This window comes from Thermophilibacter gallinarum, from assembly GCF_014982725.1.
Lineage (GTDB): Bacteria > Actinomycetota > Coriobacteriia > Coriobacteriales > Atopobiaceae > Thermophilibacter > Thermophilibacter gallinarum.
In genome coordinates this window covers 668,409-688,177 of sequence record NZ_JADCJZ010000001.1, presented here as the reverse complement: position 1 = coordinate 688,177, position 19,769 = coordinate 668,409, and the positions used below count along the sequence as shown (strand labels likewise).

Below are 19,769 nucleotides of genomic sequence, written 5' to 3'. Positions count from 1 at the left end.
AGAGGCGCCTCACGCGCCGAAGGCGTAGCGGGCGACCAGCGGCTCGCCGGTCGCGTCCGGGTCCTCGCGCTCCACGCACACGAAGGCGCACTCGACCCGCCCGAAGCCCTCGGCGAGAAGGACGCCGGCGTAGAACTCCGCCTGCATCGCGTGGCGCTCGCCGACCTCCTCGGGGCTGAGCCCCGCGTCACCCGTCTTGTAGTCGACCACGAGCGCCGTGTGCGCCGCCTCGTCGGTGCACAGCAGGTCCATCGCGCCCTCCAGGTAGTCGCCGTGGGGCGAGTCCTGCTGCGGCTGGAAGAACGGCACCTCGGCCCGGACGAGCGGCCACGACAGCGCCTCGGCGCGGACGGACGAGCGCTCCCAGCGCGCGAGCGCGCCCCTCAGGCGCTCCTCCGCGCGCGGCGAGAGGTGCCAGCGACGCACCTGCGACCGCACGCGCGCCTCGTCGGCCGCGCGACCGGACTCCACCATGGCCTGGGCGAGCTCGTGGAAGGCAGACCCGAGGTTCGTGGCGCGGTCCGCGTCCTCGGCGTCCGCCTCGCCGGCGGCCTCCGCGGCGCGCTGCTCGCGCGTGGGTGCGGGCGGGGGCGCGAGCTGGGCGTGGACGCTCGAGTAGCTGAAGACGCCCGCGCGGGCGCGCCAGTAACCCGTGGGCGGGGCGGCGGGCGGCACCATCTCGTAGAGCGCGAACGTCCCGACGCCCGCCTCCCCAGCGGCCGCCTCCTCGCCCGCGACGCCCGGGCGCACCGCGTCCGCCGCGCGCTCGGGGAGCGGCCCGTCGAAGCCCCCGAGCGTGCCGCCGGAGCTCGCCGTGACGGCCTTGTCGGCGCCCCTGCCCTCGGTGCTCACCTCGACGCAGCGCAGGCGCGCGGGGGCGCTGCCGCCGTAGTCGAGCTCGGTCTCCCCCGCCCTCGTGGCGCACGGGTCGCCGAGAAGCGCCTCGAGCGTCCCGGCGGCGAGCGCCGACGACGGCACGCCCTCCTTGCCGCTCGCCGCGCTGACGCCCAGGACGAGCGCCTCGCGGGCGCGCGTCATGGCCACGTAGAGCAGCCGCGCCCGCTCGCGCGCGTCCGCCGCCGCGTCCTCGGCGCGCAGGGCCGCGTAGCGTGCCGCGAGCGGCATGGCCTCCCAGCCGCCCGCGCCGGGCTCCAGCTCCTCGGCGTCGATCTCGCCGAGGAGCGCGGAGAGCTTGTGCTCGTCGTCGCGGGGGCGCAGCACGAAGGAGCGCCTGCCGCCACGCAGCGGCCCGAGCGCCAGCGTGGCGTCGGACTGCGGGCGCGACCAGCACTCTGCAACCGCGCAGACGCCGAACTCGAGGCCCTTGGAGGCATGGATCGTCATCACGCGGACCGTGCCGTCGCCCGCGGCGCCGTCGTCGCCCGCGAGCGAGGCGGGCGGCACCTTGGCCACCCGGAGCCACGCGTCGAACTCCGTCGCCGCGCGGGCGGCGCCGAGCCCGAGGCCCTCGGTGAGGTCGCGCACGTAGCGCACCGCCGCGAGCACGTTGGCCGCGCGGGCGCGGCCCTCCGTCCCCTCGGCCTCCAGGCGGGCGAGCCAGCCCGAGTCGCGCGCCACGTCCAGGCACACGTCGGCCACCGGCCGCCAGCGCACCTGCTCGAGCGCCCGCCCGAGCACCTCGTGCGCCCGCGCGAGCCTCATCGACGGCTCGTGGCCGCCGTAGAACTCCATCGTGGCCATGCCGCGGTCGATCCCGCGCTTCGTGGGTGCGTCGAGCTTCTCCTGGGTCCGCGACCCCAGCTCGCAGAAGTCGTTGGCGTCGAGTCCGAACATCTCGCTCGCCAGCAGCGGGAAGAGGCCCGACTGCGTGTCGGCGGGGTTCGCCAGGGTGTGCAGCAGGGCGCACATGACCTTGACCTCGTCGGTCGAGGTGAACGTGGAGCCGCCCGTCACCACGCACTCCATCCCGCGAGCGCGGATCGCGTCGATGTAGAGCTCGGCGTTGGTCGTCACGCCCAGCAGCAGCGCCATGTCACCGGCGCGCTCGCCGTGGGCGCGGTAGGTCGCGAGGGCGTCCGCAACCTGCGCCGCCATCGTCGCGACCTGGTGCCTGCTCGGACGGCCGGCCACACCGCGCCCGGAGCACACCTCGACGTCGATGCGCGGGAGGTCGCGCGCCCGGTACCCGTCCGTGCGCGTGGGGCAGTCGTCGAGGTGCATGAAGCCCTCGAGCACGCCGGGTGCCGTGCCGTCCCCGCCCGTGCACGCGCGCTCCACGAGCGCGAGCACGTCCGCGTGGCTGCGGTAGTTGGTGTCGAGACGGACGGTCCCGGCCTCGTCGACCTTCTCGCCGTGCGCGCGGAAGACTCCGACGTCGGCGCCGCGGAAGCGGTAGATCGACTGCTGGGCGTCCCCGACCGTGCACAGGTGTGCGCCGTCGCCCCCGGCGAGAAGCCCGATGAGCTCGAGCTGCGTCTCGTCGGTGTCCTGGAACTCGTCCACCATGACGAGGCGGAACCGCCCCGCGTAGTCACGGCGCACCTCGTCGTTGTCCCGCACGGCGAGAAGCGCCTCGCGCACGAGGTCGTCGTTGTCCAGGCAGCGCTCGGCGACCTTGAGCTCGCGGTAGCGGCGCTCGACGCGGCGGGCGAGCTCGAGGAGCGCGCCCGCGTGCGGTGCGGCGGCGCAGAAGCGGGCCTCGGCGAGGGCGAGGGCCCGCGCGGCCTTGGCGGACCTGACGGCCTCCTTGAGCGCCCCGCTCGCGGTGGGCATGGCCATGCCCTCGAGCAGGTCGCGGACCGCCTCGGGGGTGCGCTCGCGCAGCGGGCGGCACGCGAAGTCGCGCAGCGCCTCGAGCGCCGGGTCGACCTTGCCCCGCGCGGCAGGCGTGAGCTTGCAGGCGCCGAGCTCCTCCATGCGCATGGTGAACGCGTCCAGCGCCTCGCGCAGCGAGTCCGCGCCAACGGCCTCGGGCGAGAGCGAGCTCACGCCCCCGGTGCACGAGGCGCCGGCCTCCACCATCGTCTCCACGAGGCCCATGGCGCCCGTGTAGCCGCTCTTGCCCCTCATGCCCAGGCCGTACTCGGCGAGGGCGGGCGCGAAGGCGTCGTCGGAGCGCGCCGCGCGCATGACCTCGTCCATGGCGCGGTCGAACAGCGCCGTCTGCGCCGAGTCCGCCACCACGGCAAACGCCGGGTCCAGCCCCAGGTCGAGGGCGTGGCGGCGCAGGATGCGGGAGCACATGCCGTGAATCGTGGAGATCCAGGCATCGTCGACGGCGAGCGCCTGCTCGGCGAGGCCCGCCGAGCGCAGGGTCCTTCTCGTCCGCTCCTTGATCTCGCGCGCCGCTGCCTCGGTGAAGGTGATGACGAGCACCTGGTCCAAGCCGTCCAGGAACGGGGCTCCGCCCGAACCGGAGCCCGGCGAGAGCGCCCAGGCAATGCGCTGCGTGAGGGTGAAGGTCTTGCCCGAGCCTGCGCCCGCCTCCACGAACAGGGGCGCGTCGAGAGTCGTGGCAATCGTACGCTGACGGTCGTTCAGGCTCGAGAGGTCAAGCGTTCCGCTCACTTCCGCAGCCTCCTCTCGCAGTTGAGCACCGGACAGAACTGGCAGGCCTCCGCGTCGAGCGGGTCGGCCTCGATGTCGCCCGCCATGAGGCGCTCCATCTTGCGGGCGATGGCCTCCTCGCTGGCGTCGAGCAGGGCCTCGATGCCGCCCGCGCCGTCGCGCCCGAAGGACTCGCCCCGCGGCACCGACACGGACGCGGTCCGCGTGCGCGAGAGGCGCCGCTCGCCGAAGACCACATCCGCGAGGTTCTCGTCCACGGCGCCGGCCAGGGCGTGCGCCCCCTTGGTGCAGAGGTAGAGAGCCGCACGGACCGTAAGGTCCGGGAAGGCGCGCCGCACGACCTGGGCGTATATGAGCGACTGCACGCGCCGGGGCAGCGAGAAGGACCCGTCCGGGCGACCCGACGGGAAGGCGTCGTACTCCTTGGCGAAGCCGACGTCGGACTTGTGCTTGTAGTCGATGACGGCGACCTGCCCGTGCGCGTCCACGTCGATTCGGTCGACCGTACCCGTGAGCAGGACGCCCGCGTACTCGACCTTCGGCGCGCCGCCGCGGCCGAAGCCCCACTCGAAGAAGCGGGGCTCGAAGCCCGTGAGCATGCCCCGCTCGAAGTCGAGCAGCGATCCCAGGTCGCGGCGGAGCCCCTCGAGCTGGCCGAGCTCGCGCGCGAGGTGCGGGACGAGCGCCTGGGGCAGGGGCCTGCGCCCGCCGACGAGCTGGTACTGATGGGCGAGATGGGCGTCGAACTCCTCCCCGAGCACCGCGCGGGCCTCCTCCGGGTCCGCGCCACCCTCGCCGGCGGACACCGCGGAGCCCGGCAGGCGCTCGCCCGGCGCTTCCTGGGCGCGCGCCAGCAGGCAGCCGACCTCCTCGCGGTAGTCCTCCCGCTGCATCGCGTCGGGATGCGCGGCGCGCAGGTCGGCGAGCGCGTGCCCTCCCTCGAGGCGCTCACGTGCGCGGGCAACGAGCTCGGAGCGGCTCACCTCCAGCACGCGGTGGGCGAAGGTGCCCATCTCCGCGCCCGTGAAGCCGGCGTCGGCGTCGCGCAGGCGCAGGCGGCGCAGGCTGAACCACTTGTAGGGGCACTCGAGGTAGCTCTCTATCTGGGATGCGGAGAGCAGCGGACGCGTGGTCTCAGGGGACATCCCCTCGGGCGGCGGCGAGACGAGCGCGCGCTCCCGCGCGTCGATGCGCCCCGCGGCCGACGGGGTCTCCGCACCCGCGACGGACGCGGGCCGGCCCGTCGGCGCGGCGTTCTCGGAGAGCAGGGCCTCCGAGCGCGTGAGCACGTTCCCCTCGCCCAGCGCGCGGGCGGTCTTCTCGGCCCCCGCCTCGGCACCCAGCCCGTAGCAGGCGAGGACCTCGGAGAGCATGACGGAGGGGTAGCACTCGCGGCCGTCCGCCCCGAAGAGCGTGCGCTCCAGCGCGAGCACCCGGCGGGGCACGCGAGCCACGGCCGAGAAGCGCATGCGCTCGAGCTCCATGGCACGCGGCGGCTCCTCGACACCCCAGGCGCGCAGGACGTGGGAGCGCACGTCGTCCCGCTCGGAGACGGCGGCCTCGACCGAGGTCTGCCCGAGCACGAGCAGCGCGTCCGCGGAGGCGGGGGCGAGGCGGCTCGCGGCAGTGGGGTCGTATATGCGGACCGTGGCCCGCGCGCCCTCGGCCAGGCGCTCCGGGCGCAGCACGACGCCCGCGCGACCGAGCGCGACCTCGGCCAGCCCCACGAGCTCCGCGAGGGACACGGCGCCGGGCTGCTCCGGGTCCGCCGTGACGCCGAGCTCTTTCAGGGAGCGAGCGACGTCGAGCACCGCGCCCAGGGCCATGACCGCCTCGCGCGCGGCGGGAGAATCGGAGGCGTCCCCCTGCGCATAGGGCATGAGCAGCTTGGACGCGGCGGAGCCCAGCCTCCCGCGCAGCAGCTCGCGCGTGGCGGCGGCGACCTCGGGCGAGACGACGCGCTCGGAGCGCAGCTGACCCAGGAGCACGGGCGGCACGAGCAGGCGGTTGGCACGCCACTCGGCGTCCAGGCGCCGGGCGCGCGTGGCGTCCATGTGGGATATGTCGGAGATCAGGAAGTCGGACAGCTCGCGCGGGGGCCACCAGGACATGTCCCGCAGCTCCACGCGGACGGTGCCGGCGCGCGGGGCGTCCGGGACCGGCTCCGCGGCGGGCCAGGTCCGGGCCAGCTCGGCGAGCCGGGCGACGCTGCGGGCGTAGCCGAGGAAGGCGCGACCCGGCTCCAGCTCCGCCATGGGGCGCGTGAGCTGGGCGCGGACGGACACTCCCCGCGCGGCGAGGCGCGGCGACAGGTCGCGCCAGGCGCGCGACACGTCCGGCGTGGCCACGACGACGTCCGCGCAGCCCTCCTCGACGAGCCCCGCCACCTCCCGGCAGACGAGCTCGGGCTCGGCGGAGGGGCCGGACGGCAGGATCATGCGCACCGCGCCCGTGGGCTCGAGCGGGCGCTCGACCGGACGGAAGAGCCCGTCGAGAAGGTCGGAGAGCTCCTCGGCCCGGCACGCGTCGCGCCCGCAGGCGGCGGTCTCGACCACGGCGACGTCGAACACCTCGGAAAGCCCCTCGACAAGGGCGCGCTCGGCGCGGGCCATGTGCGTGAAGCCCGCGAAGGTCACCGGGGGGACCGCGACGCCGGCGGCGGCGAGGACGCGCGGCAGCTCGGCCATCACCTCGCAGGTCTCGACGAGGCCCGCGACGCGCAGGTCCTCGCCCAGGCCGGCCACGAGCCCGACCATCGCGCGCTCCGCCTCGGTCGTGCCCTCCGGCGCGGCGTCGGCCGCCTCCGCGAGCCACGGCAGGCCCGTGCGCGCGAGGTCGGCGAGCAGCGCCGCGGTGCCGGGCGTGTCGGTGAGCGGCGTGTCCGGCCGACGGCACGCGCGCTCGAGCGCGCGCGCCGCGAGCAGGTCGCGCGAGAGGCCGTCGGCGGGGCGGCGGCCGTCCCCCCAGACCTCCCAGCGCTCGGCCGCCCAGGCGGCGGGCGTGCTCACGGTGACCCCGAGCGAGAGGCCCTGCTCGGCCAGCGCGCGCTGGACGTCGAGCGCCTGCGCGAAGCTCGGCACGAGCACGACCGCCCGCCCGCACGAGGCCAGCGCGTCCCGCACCCGGGACAGGAGCTCGGGTGAGGTTAGCTGCTCGTCTGTTGCTGTGAGGACGCTCGGTGGCATGGGGTCTCCCGACGTGAGGTGCTTCTCGTCACATCCTACCCTACCCCGGGTACCGGACAGAAATCGCACGACGCTCCCGGAGCCCGCGGCGAGGACTCACGTTGTGCACGAGTTAGGGCACTCGCAGGCGCGCGGTCCTTCTCGCCAACTGCGCAAACGCAAGAGGGGAAGGGCCAGAGACGTAGCTAACTCGTGCACAACTCGAGCGAGGCAAGAAAAACGGGTCGGACGGCGCCGCCTGGCGAGAAGAACGGCCGGCCTCAGCCGCGCGGGCCGTCCAGGCGGCCGAGCACCAGGCGGTAGCCGCCGGTCGGGCCGTTGAGACACTTGGAGACGCGGCTCACCGTGGTCGAGGAGGCGCCGGTCGCACGGGAGACGTCGACGTAGGAGGCGCCGGCCGCGAGCATCGTGGCCACCTCCAGGCGCTGGGAGAGATCCTCTATCTCGCGCGGGGTGCACAGGTCGGAGAGCAGCGCCTCCGCCTCCTCCGCCGACCCGAGCGAGCAGAGCGCCTCGAGCAGACGCCTCTTCTCGGCCTCGCCGACTCCCCCGAGCTCCGCCATGTCCCCTCCTCGCCGTCTCGCGCGATCGCTGCCCATCCACTTTAGCGCATTAAAGCGCCCGGGCGCCAGACCACGCGCTAGAATTATGCGGGAGACACCACGAGGGGACGGAGGGCCCGTGAGGAGCTACCTGGAGGACGACCTGCGCGACGTGCGTCTCGTCGCGAGCGACATGGACTACACGCTGCTCGCCGACGACGGCTCGATGCCCGAGGGGATGCCCGAGCGCATCCGCGCGCTCGAGGACTCGGGGGCGCTCTTCGCCGCGGCGAGCGGTCGGCCCCTCTACACGCTGCGCGACATGTTCCCCGGCCTGTGGGACCACATGGCCTTCATCACCGACAACGGCGCCGGCGTGGTCTGCGGCGAGGACGTGGTCTTCAAGAGCATCATCGACCCCGACATCGTCCAGCGCCTCACCGAGTTCACGCTGGGGCACGGCTACGGCATCCCCACGATCTGCGGCCTCGAGGCATGCTACGTGCGCCGGCAGGACCGCGGGCACGACGCGTTCTTCCGCACCTTCTACCACAACATCGAGTACGTCGATTCGCTCGACCACCTTCCGGTAGAGGTCAACAAGTACACCCTCTTCTTCCCCGAGGCCAACTCCGCGGCCATGCTCGACGAGGTGTACGCGCCGGCCTTCGGCGAGGGGCTCTCGCTCACGTGCGGCGGCGACGTGTGGCTGGACATCATGAACGAGGGCGTCACCAAGGCCACGGGCATCGAGCGGCTCTGCGCATACCTGGGGATCTCCGTGGACGACGTGATCGCGCTCGGCGACACGGACAACGACTCCGAGATGCTCTCCAGCGTGGGCCACGGCTACCTCATGGCCAACGCCGAGAAGCGCATGGAGCGGTATGCCGCGTTCCGCGCCCCCTCCAACAACGACCGCGGCGTCGCCCAGGTAATCGACGCCGTCCTCTCCGCCCGCAGGGCGTAACGGCTTGCCGTCCTTCTCGGCAGCGTAATACCAAGCCGACGGCGCCCGGCCCCTTTGCTAAGCATGCTTTCTGAGCGCTACGCGCGAAGCAGCATGCGTGCAAAGGGGCCGGGCGCCTACCCGTCGGCGATGCGTGTTACGCCATAACCTTGCGGAAGAGCTCCACGACGGCGGCGTGGTCGGCCTCGCGCGGGTTGCCCGGGAAGCAGGCGTCGGCGATGGCGTCGTCAGCCAGCTGGTCGAGGTCGGCCTCGACGAGGCCGTCGCAGGTCGGCTTGATGTTGACGTCGGCGGAGAGCTGGCGCACGGCGGCGATCGCGGCGTCGGCGGCCTCGTCGTCGGTCATGCCGGTGGTGTCGACGCCCATGGCCACGGCGACCTCGGCCAGGCGCTTGGTCACGACGGGCTTGTTGTACTCCATGGCGACCGGCAGCAGCATCGCGCAGGCGACGCCGTGCGGGGTGTCGTAGTGAGCGGAGAGCGTGTGCGCCATGGCGTGGTCGATGCCCAGGCCCACGTTGGAGAAGCCCATGCCGGCGATGTACTGGGCGAGCGCCATGCCCTCGCGGCCGGAGCCCGGGACGCCGCTCTTGGCCTCGGCCACGGCGTCGCGCAGGTGCTGGGAGATGAGCTGGATGGCCTTGTAGTGGAACATGTCGGAGAGCTCCCAGGCGCCCTGGGTGGTGTAGCCCTCGATCGCGTGGGTGAGCGCGTCCATGCCGGTGGCGGCGGTGAGGCCGGCGGGCATGGAGGCCATCATGTCGGGGTCGACGACGGCGACGTCGGGGATGTCGTTGACGTCGACGCAGACGAACTTGCGGACCTTCTCGGGGTCGGTGATCACGTAGTTGATCGTGACCTCGGCCGCGGTGCCGGCGGTGGTGGGCACGGCGATGGTGAAGACGGCGTGCTTCTTGGTGGGGGCAACGCCCTCGAGGGAGACGACGTCGGCGAACTCGGGGTTGGCGACGATGATGCCGATGCCCTTGGCGGTGTCCATCGAGGAGCCGCCGCCGATGGTGACGATGCAGTCCGCGCCGGAGGCCTTGTACGCCTCGACGCCGTCCTGGACGTTCTTGATCGTGGGGTTGGGCTTGATCTCGGAGTAGAGCTCCCAGGCGATGCCCGCCTCGTCGAGCAGGTCGGTCACCTTGGCCACGACGCCGAACTTCACGAGGTCGGGGTCGGAGCAGACGAAGGCCTTCTTGTAGCCGCGGCGCTCGAGCTCGCCGGGGATCTCCTTGATCGCGCCGGAGCCGTGGTAGGAGATGTTGTTCAGGACGAAGCGGTTGACTGCCATGCTGTGTTCCCTCCTTGGGAGTGTTCGTGCCGGAATGCCGGTGGTCCGGTGCGTAGTATTCCCCTTGAGAGTTGTTGACAGGCTAACTTCTCCGCGGGCGGCGCATCGGGTCGGCGAAGGGGCGCTTGGGGCCCTCGGCCGGCCTGACGCCGCGCCATGCTGACAGAAAATGCCGCCCGCGGCCCGCCTCGGGGGCTCGCGAGCGGCAAAAGTCGTCACTGTCCCGGCGACGAGGGCGCCGGGGGGCGAGAAGGACGTCGGCTCGTGGGCGCTACAGAGCACGCAGGGCGTCGACGAGCGCGGTCTTGTCGGCGGTCTTCTCGTCCTTCATCTTGATCACGCGCGCCGGGCAGCCGGCCACCACGGCGCCGGCGGGCACGTCCTCGACGCAGACCGCGCCGGCGGCCACCACGGCGCCCGCACCCACGCGCACGCCCTCGATCACCACGACGTTGGCGCCGATCATGACGTCGTCCTCGACGACGACGGGCGTGGCGCTGGCGGGCTCGACCACGCCGGCGAGCACGGCGCCCGCGCCCACGTGGCAGCGCGCGCCCACGATCGCGCGCCCGCCGAGCACGGCCCCCATGTCGATCATGGTGCCCTCGCCCACCACGGCGCCTATGTTGATCACAGCGCCCATCATGATGACGGCGTTGTCGCCAATCTCCACCTGGTCGCGGATGATCGCGCCGGGCTCGATGCGCGCGTTCACCCCGCGCAGGTCCAGCAGCGGCACCGCCGAGTTGCGACGGTCGCACTCGACGTCGGCGTACTCAATCGAGTCCGCGTTGGCGAGAAGGACGGGCTCGATGGTGGCCCACTCGCCGAAGACGACCTTGCCGTCGCGACCGCCGTAGACGTGGGCGTCGCCCCAGTCCAGGCGCATCCCGCACTTCTCGCGCACGTACAGCTTGACCGGCGTCTTCTTGGGGGCGCTGGCGATGAAGTCGATGATCTCCTGTGCGTTCAAACCCGTTCCTCTCGATCCGTGCGTCTAGCCGAACATCAGGGTATCAAAGTCGTAGAAGCCGGGCTCGCGCGTGAGCAGGCGCTGCGCGGCGGCCACGGCGCCGGTGACGAAGATCTGCCGGCTCGTGGCGCGGTGCGTGAGGCAGAGCTCCTCGTCGGTGCCGAAGAAGTGGACCTCGTGCGTGCCCGCGACGGTACCACCGCGCACGGCGTGCACGCCGATCTCGCCGGGGACGCGCGGGCCCACGATGCCCTCACGGCCGCCCACGACCGGCCGCTCCCCCGTCGGGTCGACGGCGGCGAGCAGGGCCTTGGCGGTGCCGCTCGGCGCGTCGGCCTTCTGGTTGTGGTGCGTCTCCACGATCTCCACGTCCCAGCCGGCGAGCGTGCGGGCCACCAGCGCCGTGGCGCGGCGCAGGGCCGCGACGCCGAGGGAGTAGTTGGACGCCCAGATCACGCGGTTCTTCTCGCCCAGGGCGCGCAGCTCGTCGAGCTGCTCCGGTGAGAGGCCCGTGGTGCCGGAGACCACCGCGGCGCCCGTGCGGCGCGCGTAGGCCAGCGTGTGCGGCAGAGAGGCGGGCGCGGAGAAGTCCACGGCCACGTCCGCCGCCGGCGCGAGCTCGTCAAGCTCGTCGACGTTGTCCACGTCGTAGGAGCCCACCACGTCAAAGCCGCGGGCGAGGAGCTCCTCGCGCACGAGGCGGCCCATGCGGCCCGCACCGCCGATGACGATCGCGCTAGCCAAGGAGACCCACTCCCCTCATGGCCGCCACGAGGCGCTCGCGGCCCGCGTCGGAGATCGTCCAGAGCGGCTGGCGGTAGTGCTCGCCGATCATGCCCATCTCGGCGAGGGCGCACTTGACCGGGATCGGGTTGACCTCGCAGAAGAGGGCGTGGATGAGCTCGAGGTTCTCGAGCTGGGCGCGGCGGGCGGCCTCGACGTCGCCGGCGAGGAAGTCGGCGCACATCTGGTGCACCGTGGCGGGCGCGACGTCAGCCCACACGGAGATGACGCCCTTGGCGCCGAGGCTCATGAGCGGCACCACGATGTCGTCGTTGCCGGAGAACATGCGGAAGTCGTCGGAGAGGTAGCGGGCGGCCATGGTCGCGTAGCTGATGGAGCCCGAGGCTTCCTTGAGGCCCCACGCGTTGGGATGGGCGGCCAGGCGCTCGAGGTTCCTCTCGCTGATGGAGCAGCCGGTGCGGCCGGGGATGTTGTAGAGGATGCACGGCACGTCGACCTTGTCGAGGACCGCCGTGAAGTGGCGGTAGATGCCCTCCTCGTTGGACTTGTTGTAGTAGGGCGTGATGAGCAGCAGGCCATCGATGCCGAGCTTGACCAGGCCGGCGGCCTTGCGCTCGGACTCGAAGGTGGCGTTGGAGCCGGCGCCGCCGATCACGGGGACGCGGCCAGCCACGCGCTCGATGACGCAGCGGGCGACCTCGTAGTCCTCCTCGTCAGTCATCGTGGAGGACTCGCCGGTGGTGCCGAGCACGAGGATGCCGTCCGTGCCGTTGGCCAGGTGGAAGTCCACGAGGCGCTCGAGCGCGGGGAAGTCGACGGCACCGTCCTCGGTGAACGGGGTGACGAGCGCGACGATCGATCCAGTAAGGTTGGTCATGTCCATGGTTGCCTCTCTTCTCTTCAGTCCGCGTGCAAAGGGGACAGGCACTTTTGCACGCTACACGTCCAGGGTTGCCAGGTAGTCGGCGGGCGTCTCGGCCCGGCGGATGAGCTCGACCGAACCGTCCGTGCGCAGCAGCAGCTCCGCGGAGCGCAGCGCGCCGTTGTAGTTGTAGCCCATGGAGTGCCCGTGGGCGCCCGCGTCGTGAATGAACAGCAGGTCGCCGACGTGGCACTCGGGCATGAGGCGGTCGCGGGCGAACTGGTCGTTGTTCTCGCAGAGCCGGCCGACCACGCTGTAGCGGCGCGTGCACGGCGCGCCCTCGGAGCCCATCACCGTGATGTGGTGGTACGCGTCGTAGATGGCGGGGCGCATGAGGTTGGCCGCGCAGGCGTCCACGCCCAGGTAGTCGCGGTAGGTGACCTTCTCGTGGATGACGCGGGTTACGAGCGCGCCCGCCGGCGCGAGCATCCAGCGGCCGAGCTCCGAGAAGACCGCGACGTCGCCCATGCCCGCGGGCACGAGCACGTCCTCGTACGCCCGGCGCACGCCCTCGCCAATGACGGCCAGGTCGCAAGGGGTGTCATCCGGATAGTAGGCCACGCCGATGCCACCGGAGAGGTCGACGAAGCCAATGTGAACGCCCAGGCGCGCGGAGAGGTCGGCGGCCATCTCGAAGAGCTGGCGCGCGAGACGCGGATAGTAGTCGTTCACCTGCGTATTGCTGGCGAGAAACGCGTGGATGCCGAACTCCTCCACGCCCAGGGCGGCGAGCTCGGAGAAGGCGGCCTCGAGCTGCGCCGGCGTCATGCCGAACTTGGAGTCGGCCGGCGAGCCGATGATGCCGTTCGAGCTCTCGAAGGTCCCGCCCGGGTTCACGCGGCAGCACACCGTGCGCGGCACGCGGCCCCCGAGGGCGCGCGCAAGGCAGGCCACCATGTCCGGCCCGTCCAGGTTGATGATCGCGCCCCGCTCGTCCGCCGCGCGGAAGTCCTCGTCGGGCGTGTCGTTCGAGGAGAGCATGATGTCGCGGCCGGTCACGCCCGCGCGGTCGGCGAGCAAAAGCTCCACGCCCGTGGCGCAGTCGCAGCCGCAGCCGCACTCCGCGAGGACCCGAAGTATGGCGGGGTTGGGCGTGGCCTTGACGGCGAAGTACTCCTTGAAGCCGGGGTTCCAGGCGAAGGCGGCGTTGAGCTCGGCTGCGCGGCGGCGAATCTCTGCCTCGTCGTAGAGGTAGAACGGCGTGGGATGCTCGGCTGCTATGGCCTCGAGCCTCTCGCGCGTGACAAACGGACGCTTCTGCATGACACCCCTCGCTCGCCGTGCAGGTGCGCGGCCCCGGGGCGGACGTGCGTCCGGCAAGGATAGCGCACCTGCGAGTTCTTCTCGCAGACAGTCCCGAGGGTCTTTCCCGCGGGCCCACCGCCGCGCCGCGCCCGGCTTGGCAGTTCGGCGGACCTCGCCTCGTCCCGGGATCAGCGCCCGCCGGCTCCTCCGGGACCCTTCGTGTCCGCTCCTCTATCGATGTGGGTAGCCTACCATCGCCCCGTACGACCCACAAGGCGAAAAACAAACCTGAAACATCGCGTAATGCGGTAGGCTCGAAGGCGATCGAAGGGGCAGGAGGAGCGGTGGACGAGAAGATCAGGCGCGTCGCCGAGGCATACGCCGACGAGTGTTACGAGGAGGAGCTCGAGCTCCTGCGCACGCTCGCGCGGATTCCGGCGCCGTCCGGCCACGAGGAGCGGCGCGCGGAGTTCATCCGCGACTGGCTGCTCGCCCAGGGCGCCCCGGTGGGTGCCGTCCGGATCGACGACGCCAAGAACGTCATCCTCAGCCTGCCCGGCCCGGACGACGGCGACGACGGCATCGCGGTCTTCGCCGCCCACACCGACGTGGTCTTCCCCGACACCGACCCGCTGCCACTCGCCGAGAGCGCGACGCGCCTCCTGGCGCCGGGCGTCGGCGACGACACCGCCAACCTCGTGGGGCTGCTCCTCGCGGCTCGCTACCTGCTGCGCCACAAGGTGCCGCTCGACCGGCGCCTGCTCGTCGTGGCCAACTCCTGCGAGGAGGGCCTCGGCAACCTCGCCGGCACGCGCGAGCTCTTCCGCCACTACGACGGACACGTGCGCGAGTTCACGAGCTTCGACCTCTACCTCGGCATGCACGTGGTCTCTGCCGTGGGCAGCCACCGCTGGCGCGTGAGGTGCCACACCGAGGGCGGCCACTCCTGGGAGAACTTCGGGCGCGACAACGCGATCGAGGCGCTCTGCTCCTTCATCGAGGACCTCTACGCCCTCGAGCTGCCCACGCGTGCCAAGACCACGATCAACGTGGGGCGCTTCGTGGGCGGCACCACGGTGAACTCCATCGCCGAGGACGCGAGCGTGCTCGTGGAGTACCGCTCGGCCTCCGAGGAGTGCCTCGAGGAGATGTACGGCAAGTTCGTCGTGCTCGTGGAGGAGCACCTCAAGGAGAATACGCGCATCGACGTGCAGCTCATCGGGCGCCGGCCCGCCTCCGGCGAGCACGTCCCCGAGGGCCAGGCGGCGCTCGTCGCCCGCACGGACGAGGTCCTGCGCGAGCTGGGCGGCGTGAGGGAGATCCATCACCAGGAGTCCTCGACGGACGCCAACATCCCGCTCTCGCTGGGCATCCCCGCGCACACCGTGGGCACCGTCGAGGGCGACCTGCTCCACACGCGCGAGGAGTGGATCGAGAAGGACAGCCTGCGCCGCGGGCTCGCGGTCATTCTCGCCCTCATGCTGGACCACGCGACGGACATATAGCAGAAGGGGCGAGGCGCCCGTTCCGCGCCCCGCCCCCGTCGTCTACAAAAAAGGAGCCCGCAGGCTCCCGCACGAACGCTCCCGTTCCGACGCCCTACGCGGCGCGGACGCACTTAACGAGCAGGTGCGAGTCTGCGTGGTTCTGCTCGTGAGCGGAGAACCACTGGTCAACGTCGTTGAACAGGATGCTCGGGCTGTCAGCCCAGAAGCGACGCTCGTGGTTGTCGAACAGCGCGCGATACTCGCCGCTCATGAACCAACCGTTGCGGCAGGCGTCGTGGACCTTGCGCTGACGACGTCCCATGTTCTTGACCTTGGTCATAGGTACTTCCCCCCTTCCAAAACCGTTGGACACGTTCGTTATACCCAATGGAACCGTTCATAGAAAGTGCCTTGACAAAACCGTTACAAATAAGTACTTCCACTTAAACGTCTGGTGATCCACCGTTCACGCGGCCACGCGGGGCGAGAAGGGCCCTGTCCCGCAACACGTCGCTTCATGCTATGGTCGTGCACAGGAAACCGACCCGAACGGAGCGACCCATGCGACTGTCCAAGCTGCTTGTGCCCGCACTCTGCCTTTCCGCCGCGCTTCTCGCCGGCTGTGCCCAGACGACGCCGGAGGGCGCCGACGCCCAGACCGACCGCACGCCCGTCCAGGACGTCATGGACGGCGGCACCACGGAGCCCGAGCAGAGCAACTGGCAGCAGCCCGCGTTCTACGAGCGGTCCTTCTCGGAGGTCACGTCCGACCTCGACCTTCTCGGCTTCGAGCTGGTGGACGAGTACTACGACGAGGAGAACGCCTACCTCTCCGTCGCGTTCAGGGGGACGCCCGCGGGCGTCACGCTGGAGGGCTCGGACGGCACCGTCACCGTGAACCTCTACGCGTCCGAGCCGACGTTTAGCGACGACGCCGGCGAGCCCTCCGTCGAGACGCTCGCGGACGGGGTCGCGCCCAACGGCTTCGACGTCTTCCTCTACGTCCCCGACGCCGACCCCTCCGAGTACGAGGGCATCGCGCGCCAGGCCGCCGACGCCGCGGGCCTGGGCGAGTTCACCGATTCCTACGTGGGCGAGGCCCCCTTCACCGAGGGCCAGCAGGTGGGCAACTTCACCACCGAGACGACCTTCAACGGCGAGGCGGCGGGATGCCTGTTCGTCGTGCAGCGCTACGAGGACCCCAGCGTCGCCCCCAACCCCGACGCCCCGCTCGTCGTCTCCTACGGCTGCTATATGTAGGGACGACGAGAGGATCTCCCGCGATACAATCTGCGTATGTCGCAGCCGTCTCGGGAGGGCACCTTGAACCTCAAGCAGCTCGAGTACTTCGTCGCCATCGCCGAGGAGGGCCAGATCACGGCCGCCGCCCGGCGCCTGCACATCTCCCAGCCGCCGCTCTCCTACGAGCTCGCCCAGCTCGAGCAGGAGCTCGGCACCCAGCTTGTGCGCCGCGGTCCCCGCGGCGTGACCCCCACCGAGGCCGGCCGGCTCCTCTACGAGCGCGCCCGGCGCATCCTCGCCATGACCACGGCGACGGCCCGCGAGGTGTCGAGCGTGGGCAGGGGCCTCACCGGCACGCTCTGCCTCGCCGTGTGCGACGCCGCGGCGGGCCTCGCCCCGGGCGGCCAGCTCGCCGAGCTCGCCCGGCTCTCCTCCGACGTCGCGCTGGAGCTGCGCGAGGGCAGCGTGCCCGAGGTGCTCGACCTCGTCGCGAGCGGCATCGCGGAGGTGGGCGTCGTGCGCACGCCCTTCCCCACGCAGGGCCTGCGCGCCCGCTACGCACCGGCGGAGCCGCTCGTTGCCGTCATGCCGCCCGAGCTCGAGCGCGGCGAGGAGCTCTCGGTCTCCCTCGAGCAGCTCCGGGACGTCCCGCTCGCCTGCAGCCGGCGCGTCGCCGCGGCGCTCGACCGCGCGCCCTCCTGCCTGACCGAGGACGAGCGCAGCACCTGCGCCTGCGCGGCCGCGGGCCTCGGCGTGGGCCTCGTTCCCCGCTCGCTCCTCACCGTCTGCGACACCGGCCCCTGCTACATAAAGACCGTCACCGAGAAGGACCTCGAGTCGCGCGCCGCCGTCATCTGGAAGGCCGACCGCGCCCTCTCCCCGCTCGCCGAGCGCGCCGTCGCCCTTCTCGGCGAGCTCTGTTAATCGGGGACAGTCCCCGATTAACAGAGAGCGCCCCCGGCGGGAAAGGGGCCGGGGACGCAGGAGGAAGGACTACTGCTGCTGCCCGGGGTCGTCGGCAGGGGCCTCGACGGACGCATCGTCGGGATCCTCGCCCTCCATGCCCTCGCGGACGCTCTTGACCGTCTTGCCGAGGGCTGAGCCCAGCTTGGGCAGGTTCTTCGGCCCAAAGATCACCAGGACGACGAGCAGGATGAGCGCGAGCTCCATCGGACCCATGCCAAAGATCATGTGAGACCTCCCGTGACGTTGTTCTTCTCGTCCATGGTAGGTCGCGTCAGCCCAACGGTAAAATACATATACGAATGGGGTGCCATACAACGAATGTATGGCACCCCATCAGACGAGAAGAGCCTCGCGACGGGCCTACTCGACCTCGTCCTGCTCGAACACGTGGAAGCCGGCCTTCTCGATGGCCCAGCTCGCCTCCGCGGCGCTCGCCGGGTCGGCGATCTTGAGCGCCAGCACCGCCATGTCGTCGGTCGTGGAGAAGCAGTAGAAGTACTCGATGTCCACGTCGAGGTCGTCGAGCTTCTCGAGCAGGTCCGCGGCGCCGCCCGGGTGGTGCGGGACGGCGATGGCCATGACCTTGGTCTTGATGGCGCGATAGCCGCCGGCGTGGAGGGCGGCGAGCGCCGCCTCGGTGTCGCTGCAGATGATGCGCACGATGCCGTACTCGGTGGTGTCGGCCACGGAGAGCGCGGCCATGTTGATGTTGGCGTCGCCGAGGGTGCGGCACAAAGATGCGATGCGGCCGCGCTTGTTCTCGAGGAAGACGGTGATCTGGTCAATCATTACTTGATCCCCTTTCGCAGGTCGACGATGCGCTTGGCCTTGCCCTCGCTGCGCGCGATGGTCTTGGGCTCAACGAGCTTGACCTTGACGCCCACGGACAGCGCCGTCTTGAGGCGCGCAGAGATCTCCTTCTGCAGGCGCTCGACCGCGGCGACGGAGTCGAAGGCGAAGTCGGGGTTGACCTCGGCCTTGAGCGTGACCATGTCGAGCGAGCGATGGTCGGTGTCGACCTCGATCTGGTACCAGGAGGAGACCTGGTCGAAGGTCTTCATGACGTCCTCGATCTGGCTCGGGAAGACGTTGACGCCGCGGATGATGAGCATGTCGTCGGTGCGGCCGTGGATGCGGTCGATGCGGCGGTGCGTGCAGCCGCAGGCGCACTCGCCCGGCAGGATGCGCGTGATGTCGCGCGTGCGGTAGCGCACGACGGGCGACGCCTCGCGGTCGATCGTGGTGAGCACGAGCTCGCCCCACTCGCCGTCGGGCAGGACCTCGCCGGTGTTGGGGTCGATGATCTCCGCGTAGAAGTGGTCCTCGGCGAGGTGCAGGCCGTTCTGCTCCCAGCACTCGATGGCCACGCCCGGGCCCATGGTCTCGGTGAGGCCGTAGACGTCGAGCACGTGGTAGTTGAGCTTACGCTCCAGGTCGCGGCGGAAGTTGTCCGAGAAGGGCTCGGCGCCGTGGATGCCCGCGCGCAGGTGGAAGTCGCGCGCCGGGTCGATGCCCATCTCGAGGGCGGTGTCGGCGATGTGCATGGCGTAGCTCGGCGTGCAGCAGATGATCGTGGAGCCCATCTCCTTGAGCACGCGGATCTGGCGCTCGGTATTGCCCGCGGACATGGGAATCGTGGTGGCGCCGGAGTAGAGGCCGCCGTAGTGCGCGCCCAGACCGCCGGTGAACAGGCCGTAGCCGTAGCAGACGTGGACGACGTCGTCGGCGCCGCCGTTCGCGTACTCGATGCCGCGCGCGAAGCACTCGCCCCAGATGTCGAGGTCGTGCTGGGTGTAGCCGCCCACCGTCGCCACGCCCGTGGTGCCGGAGGACATGTGGATCTCCTTCACCTCGGAGAGCGGCGTGGCAAACATGCCGTAGGGGTAGTTGTCGCGCAGGTCCTGCTTGGTGACGAACGGCGCATTCTGCAGGTCGTCGAGGCTCTTGACGGCGTAGGGGTCAAAGCCGGCGTCGTCGAAGCTCTTCTTGTAGAACGGCACGTTCTCGTAGCACGCGATCACGGTCTTCTTGATGCCCTCGAGCTGGATCTCTTCGATCTGCTCGTGGGGCGCGTGGAGAATCTCCTGCATCTTGCCCATTGGTGCTTGCCCTTCCGTTGTGACCCAAAACTCGCTGCGCTGATTCTAAGACCAGCCCGACGGGAACTGGGCACCCGTTTACGGTTGTGTGACATTGCCCGCCGCGAGCGAGGCGAAACCTTCCGACAAGGGGGTCGTCCAGGAATCGGCGGGGTTCCCCGAACCGGGCGGGGCGCCGTCCCGGAATCGGGGACCTTCTCGCCCGGCGAGAAGAACATGTCCGAGAATCGCCGACCTTCTCGCCCGTGCGTCCCGGAATCGCCGACCTTCTCGCCTGCGGCCGGGAAACATCGCTGATTTCCGGACGCAGAGACCACCCGACGCGGGAACATCGCCGATTCCTGGACGCAGCCGCAGCCATTCGCGGGAACCTCCCGGATTCCTGGACAACCCGCGTACCGAACGGGGAACCTCGGCGATTCCAAGACGCGACCCCCCCCGGGGGGGGGCACAGAACATTCGCAAGCGGAAACGGAGGGCGGTGGCGCGGACGGCGCCTCTCGTTCCTGAAAAATGTCAGCTGTTTCCCTGCCGGGCGGTAAGAAGAAATCCGTGGACGGTGGGTC

16 protein-coding genes and 1 riboswitch are annotated in these 19,769 nt (G+C 71.0%); of the genes, 4 read left to right on the top strand and 12 right to left on the bottom strand.

Annotated elements, in window-relative coordinates; genetic code table 11:
- Positions 1–9: 9 nt before the first annotated feature.
- The 3 genes from INF26_RS03200 to INF26_RS03190 all read right to left on the bottom strand — a co-directional run bounded on the left by INF26_RS03200 (position 10) and on the right by INF26_RS03190 (position 7,276).
- Positions 10–3,528: a UvrD-helicase domain-containing protein gene (locus INF26_RS03200; RefSeq protein WP_193529268.1), complete on the bottom strand. Its 3,519-nt coding sequence runs from the start codon at positions 3,526–3,528 to the stop codon at positions 10–12.
- On the bottom strand, positions 3,525–6,713 hold the full coding sequence (locus INF26_RS03195; protein WP_193529267.1) for a PD-(D/E)XK nuclease family protein: 3,189 nt from the start codon (positions 6,711–6,713) through the stop codon (positions 3,525–3,527). Before INF26_RS03195 ends, INF26_RS03200 begins: the two co-directional genes overlap by 4 nt.
- 260 nt (positions 6,714–6,973) lie before the next feature.
- Complete coding sequence (locus INF26_RS03190) at positions 6,974–7,276, bottom strand: YerC/YecD family TrpR-related protein (protein WP_193529266.1); 303 nt, start codon at positions 7,274–7,276, stop codon at positions 6,974–6,976.
- A gap of 118 nt (positions 7,277–7,394) precedes the next feature.
- Between INF26_RS03190 and INF26_RS03185 the strand changes: the two genes are divergently transcribed.
- Positions 7,395–8,225, top strand: coding sequence for an HAD hydrolase family protein (locus INF26_RS03185; protein ID WP_193529265.1), 831 nt, complete (start codon positions 7,395–7,397; stop codon positions 8,223–8,225).
- A 136-nt stretch (positions 8,226–8,361) separates the two neighbouring features.
- On the opposite strand, the gene fucO is transcribed toward INF26_RS03185, so the two are convergent.
- The 5 genes from fucO to INF26_RS03160 form a co-directional block, all read right to left on the bottom strand.
- A complete protein-coding gene (gene fucO, locus INF26_RS03180) occupies positions 8,362–9,525 on the bottom strand; it encodes a lactaldehyde reductase (protein WP_193529264.1) in 1,164 nt (387 codons plus the stop codon).
- A gap of 271 nt (positions 9,526–9,796) precedes the next feature.
- Positions 9,797–10,498: a 2,3,4,5-tetrahydropyridine-2,6-dicarboxylate N-acetyltransferase gene (dapD, locus tag INF26_RS03175; RefSeq protein WP_193529263.1), complete on the bottom strand. Its 702-nt coding sequence runs from the start codon at positions 10,496–10,498 to the stop codon at positions 9,797–9,799.
- A gap of 24 nt (positions 10,499–10,522) precedes the next feature.
- Positions 10,523–11,242: a 4-hydroxy-tetrahydrodipicolinate reductase gene (gene dapB / locus INF26_RS03170; protein ID WP_193529262.1), complete on the bottom strand. Its 720-nt coding sequence runs from the start codon at positions 11,240–11,242 to the stop codon at positions 10,523–10,525.
- On the bottom strand, positions 11,235–12,125 hold the full coding sequence (gene dapA / locus INF26_RS03165) for a 4-hydroxy-tetrahydrodipicolinate synthase (protein ID WP_193529261.1): 891 nt from the start codon (positions 12,123–12,125) through the stop codon (positions 11,235–11,237). Before dapA ends, dapB begins: the two co-directional genes overlap by 8 nt.
- A gap of 54 nt (positions 12,126–12,179) precedes the next feature.
- Positions 12,180–13,427: a diaminopimelate decarboxylase family protein gene (locus INF26_RS03160; RefSeq protein ID WP_193529260.1), complete on the bottom strand. Its 1,248-nt coding sequence runs from the start codon at positions 13,425–13,427 to the stop codon at positions 12,180–12,182.
- Between the two features lie 52 nt (positions 13,428–13,479).
- Positions 13,480–13,651, bottom strand: a riboswitch (Lysine riboswitch).
- A gap of 102 nt (positions 13,652–13,753) precedes the next feature.
- Between INF26_RS03160 and INF26_RS03155 the strand changes: the two genes are divergently transcribed.
- Positions 13,754–14,914 (top strand): M20/M25/M40 family metallo-hydrolase, encoded by a 1,161-nt coding sequence (locus INF26_RS03155; protein ID WP_193529259.1) that lies wholly within the window; start codon positions 13,754–13,756, stop codon positions 14,912–14,914.
- A 94-nt stretch (positions 14,915–15,008) separates the two neighbouring features.
- On the opposite strand, the gene INF26_RS03150 is transcribed toward INF26_RS03155, so the two are convergent.
- A complete protein-coding gene (locus INF26_RS03150; RefSeq protein WP_193529258.1) occupies positions 15,009–15,236 on the bottom strand; it encodes a hypothetical protein in 228 nt (75 codons plus the stop codon).
- A gap of 221 nt (positions 15,237–15,457) precedes the next feature.
- On the opposite strand from INF26_RS03150, the gene INF26_RS03145 reads away from it, so the two are divergent.
- Together INF26_RS03145 and INF26_RS03140 are read left to right on the top strand one after the other, a co-directional pair.
- Positions 15,458–16,156 carry a hypothetical protein gene (locus INF26_RS03145; RefSeq protein WP_193529257.1) on the top strand — a complete coding sequence of 233 codons (699 nt, stop codon included), beginning with the start codon at positions 15,458–15,460 and terminating at the stop codon, positions 16,154–16,156.
- Positions 16,157–16,219: 63 nt separating this feature from the next.
- The gene (locus INF26_RS03140; RefSeq protein ID WP_193529256.1) at positions 16,220–17,062 is read left to right on the top strand and encodes a LysR family transcriptional regulator; all 843 of its coding nucleotides are present in this window, start codon (positions 16,220–16,222) and stop codon (positions 17,060–17,062) included.
- A 69-nt stretch (positions 17,063–17,131) separates the two neighbouring features.
- Here the strand turns inward: INF26_RS03140 and tatA are convergent, their stop codons facing one another.
- The 3 genes from tatA to INF26_RS03125 form a co-directional block, all read right to left on the bottom strand.
- The gene (gene tatA, locus INF26_RS03135) at positions 17,132–17,329 is read right to left on the bottom strand and encodes a twin-arginine translocase TatA/TatE family subunit (protein WP_193529255.1); all 198 of its coding nucleotides are present in this window, start codon (positions 17,327–17,329) and stop codon (positions 17,132–17,134) included.
- A 135-nt stretch (positions 17,330–17,464) separates the two neighbouring features.
- Positions 17,465–17,893 carry an amino acid-binding protein gene (locus tag INF26_RS03130; protein WP_193529254.1) on the bottom strand — a complete coding sequence of 143 codons (429 nt, stop codon included), beginning with the start codon at positions 17,891–17,893 and terminating at the stop codon, positions 17,465–17,467.
- Entirely contained in the window at positions 17,893–19,203 is a 1,311-nt protein-coding gene (locus INF26_RS03125) for a phenylacetate--CoA ligase family protein (RefSeq protein WP_193529253.1), read from the bottom strand. Before INF26_RS03125 ends, INF26_RS03130 begins: the two co-directional genes overlap by 1 nt.
- Positions 19,204–19,769: the final 566 nt, after the last annotated feature.

Excerpts from the sequence above, each read along its gene's own strand:
- fucO (WP_193529264.1), bottom strand. The coding sequence starts at position 9,525 with ATGGCAGTCAACCGCTTCGTCCTGAACAACATCTCCTACCACGGCTCC.
- INF26_RS03150 (WP_193529258.1), bottom strand. The coding sequence starts at position 15,236 with ATGACCAAGGTCAAGAACATGGGACGTCGTCAGCGCAAGGTCCACGAC.
- INF26_RS03145 (WP_193529257.1), top strand. The coding sequence starts at position 15,458 with ATGCGACTGTCCAAGCTGCTTGTGCCCGCACTCTGCCTTTCCGCCGCG.
- tatA (WP_193529255.1), bottom strand. The coding sequence starts at position 17,329 with ATGATCTTTGGCATGGGTCCGATGGAGCTCGCGCTCATCCTGCTCGTC.
- INF26_RS03130 (WP_193529254.1), bottom strand. The coding sequence starts at position 17,893 with ATGATTGACCAGATCACCGTCTTCCTCGAGAACAAGCGCGGCCGCATC.
- INF26_RS03160 (WP_193529260.1), bottom strand. The coding sequence starts at position 13,427 with ATGCAGAAGCGTCCGTTTGTCACGCGCGAGAGGCTCGAGGCCATAGCA.
- dapA (WP_193529261.1), bottom strand. The coding sequence starts at position 12,125 with ATGGACATGACCAACCTTACTGGATCGATCGTCGCGCTCGTCACCCCG.
- INF26_RS03195 (WP_193529267.1), bottom strand. The coding sequence starts at position 6,713 with ATGCCACCGAGCGTCCTCACAGCAACAGACGAGCAGCTAACCTCACCC.
- INF26_RS03125 (WP_193529253.1), bottom strand. The coding sequence starts at position 19,203 with ATGGGCAAGATGCAGGAGATTCTCCACGCGCCCCACGAGCAGATCGAA.
- INF26_RS03190 (WP_193529266.1), bottom strand. The coding sequence starts at position 7,276 with ATGGCGGAGCTCGGGGGAGTCGGCGAGGCCGAGAAGAGGCGTCTGCTC.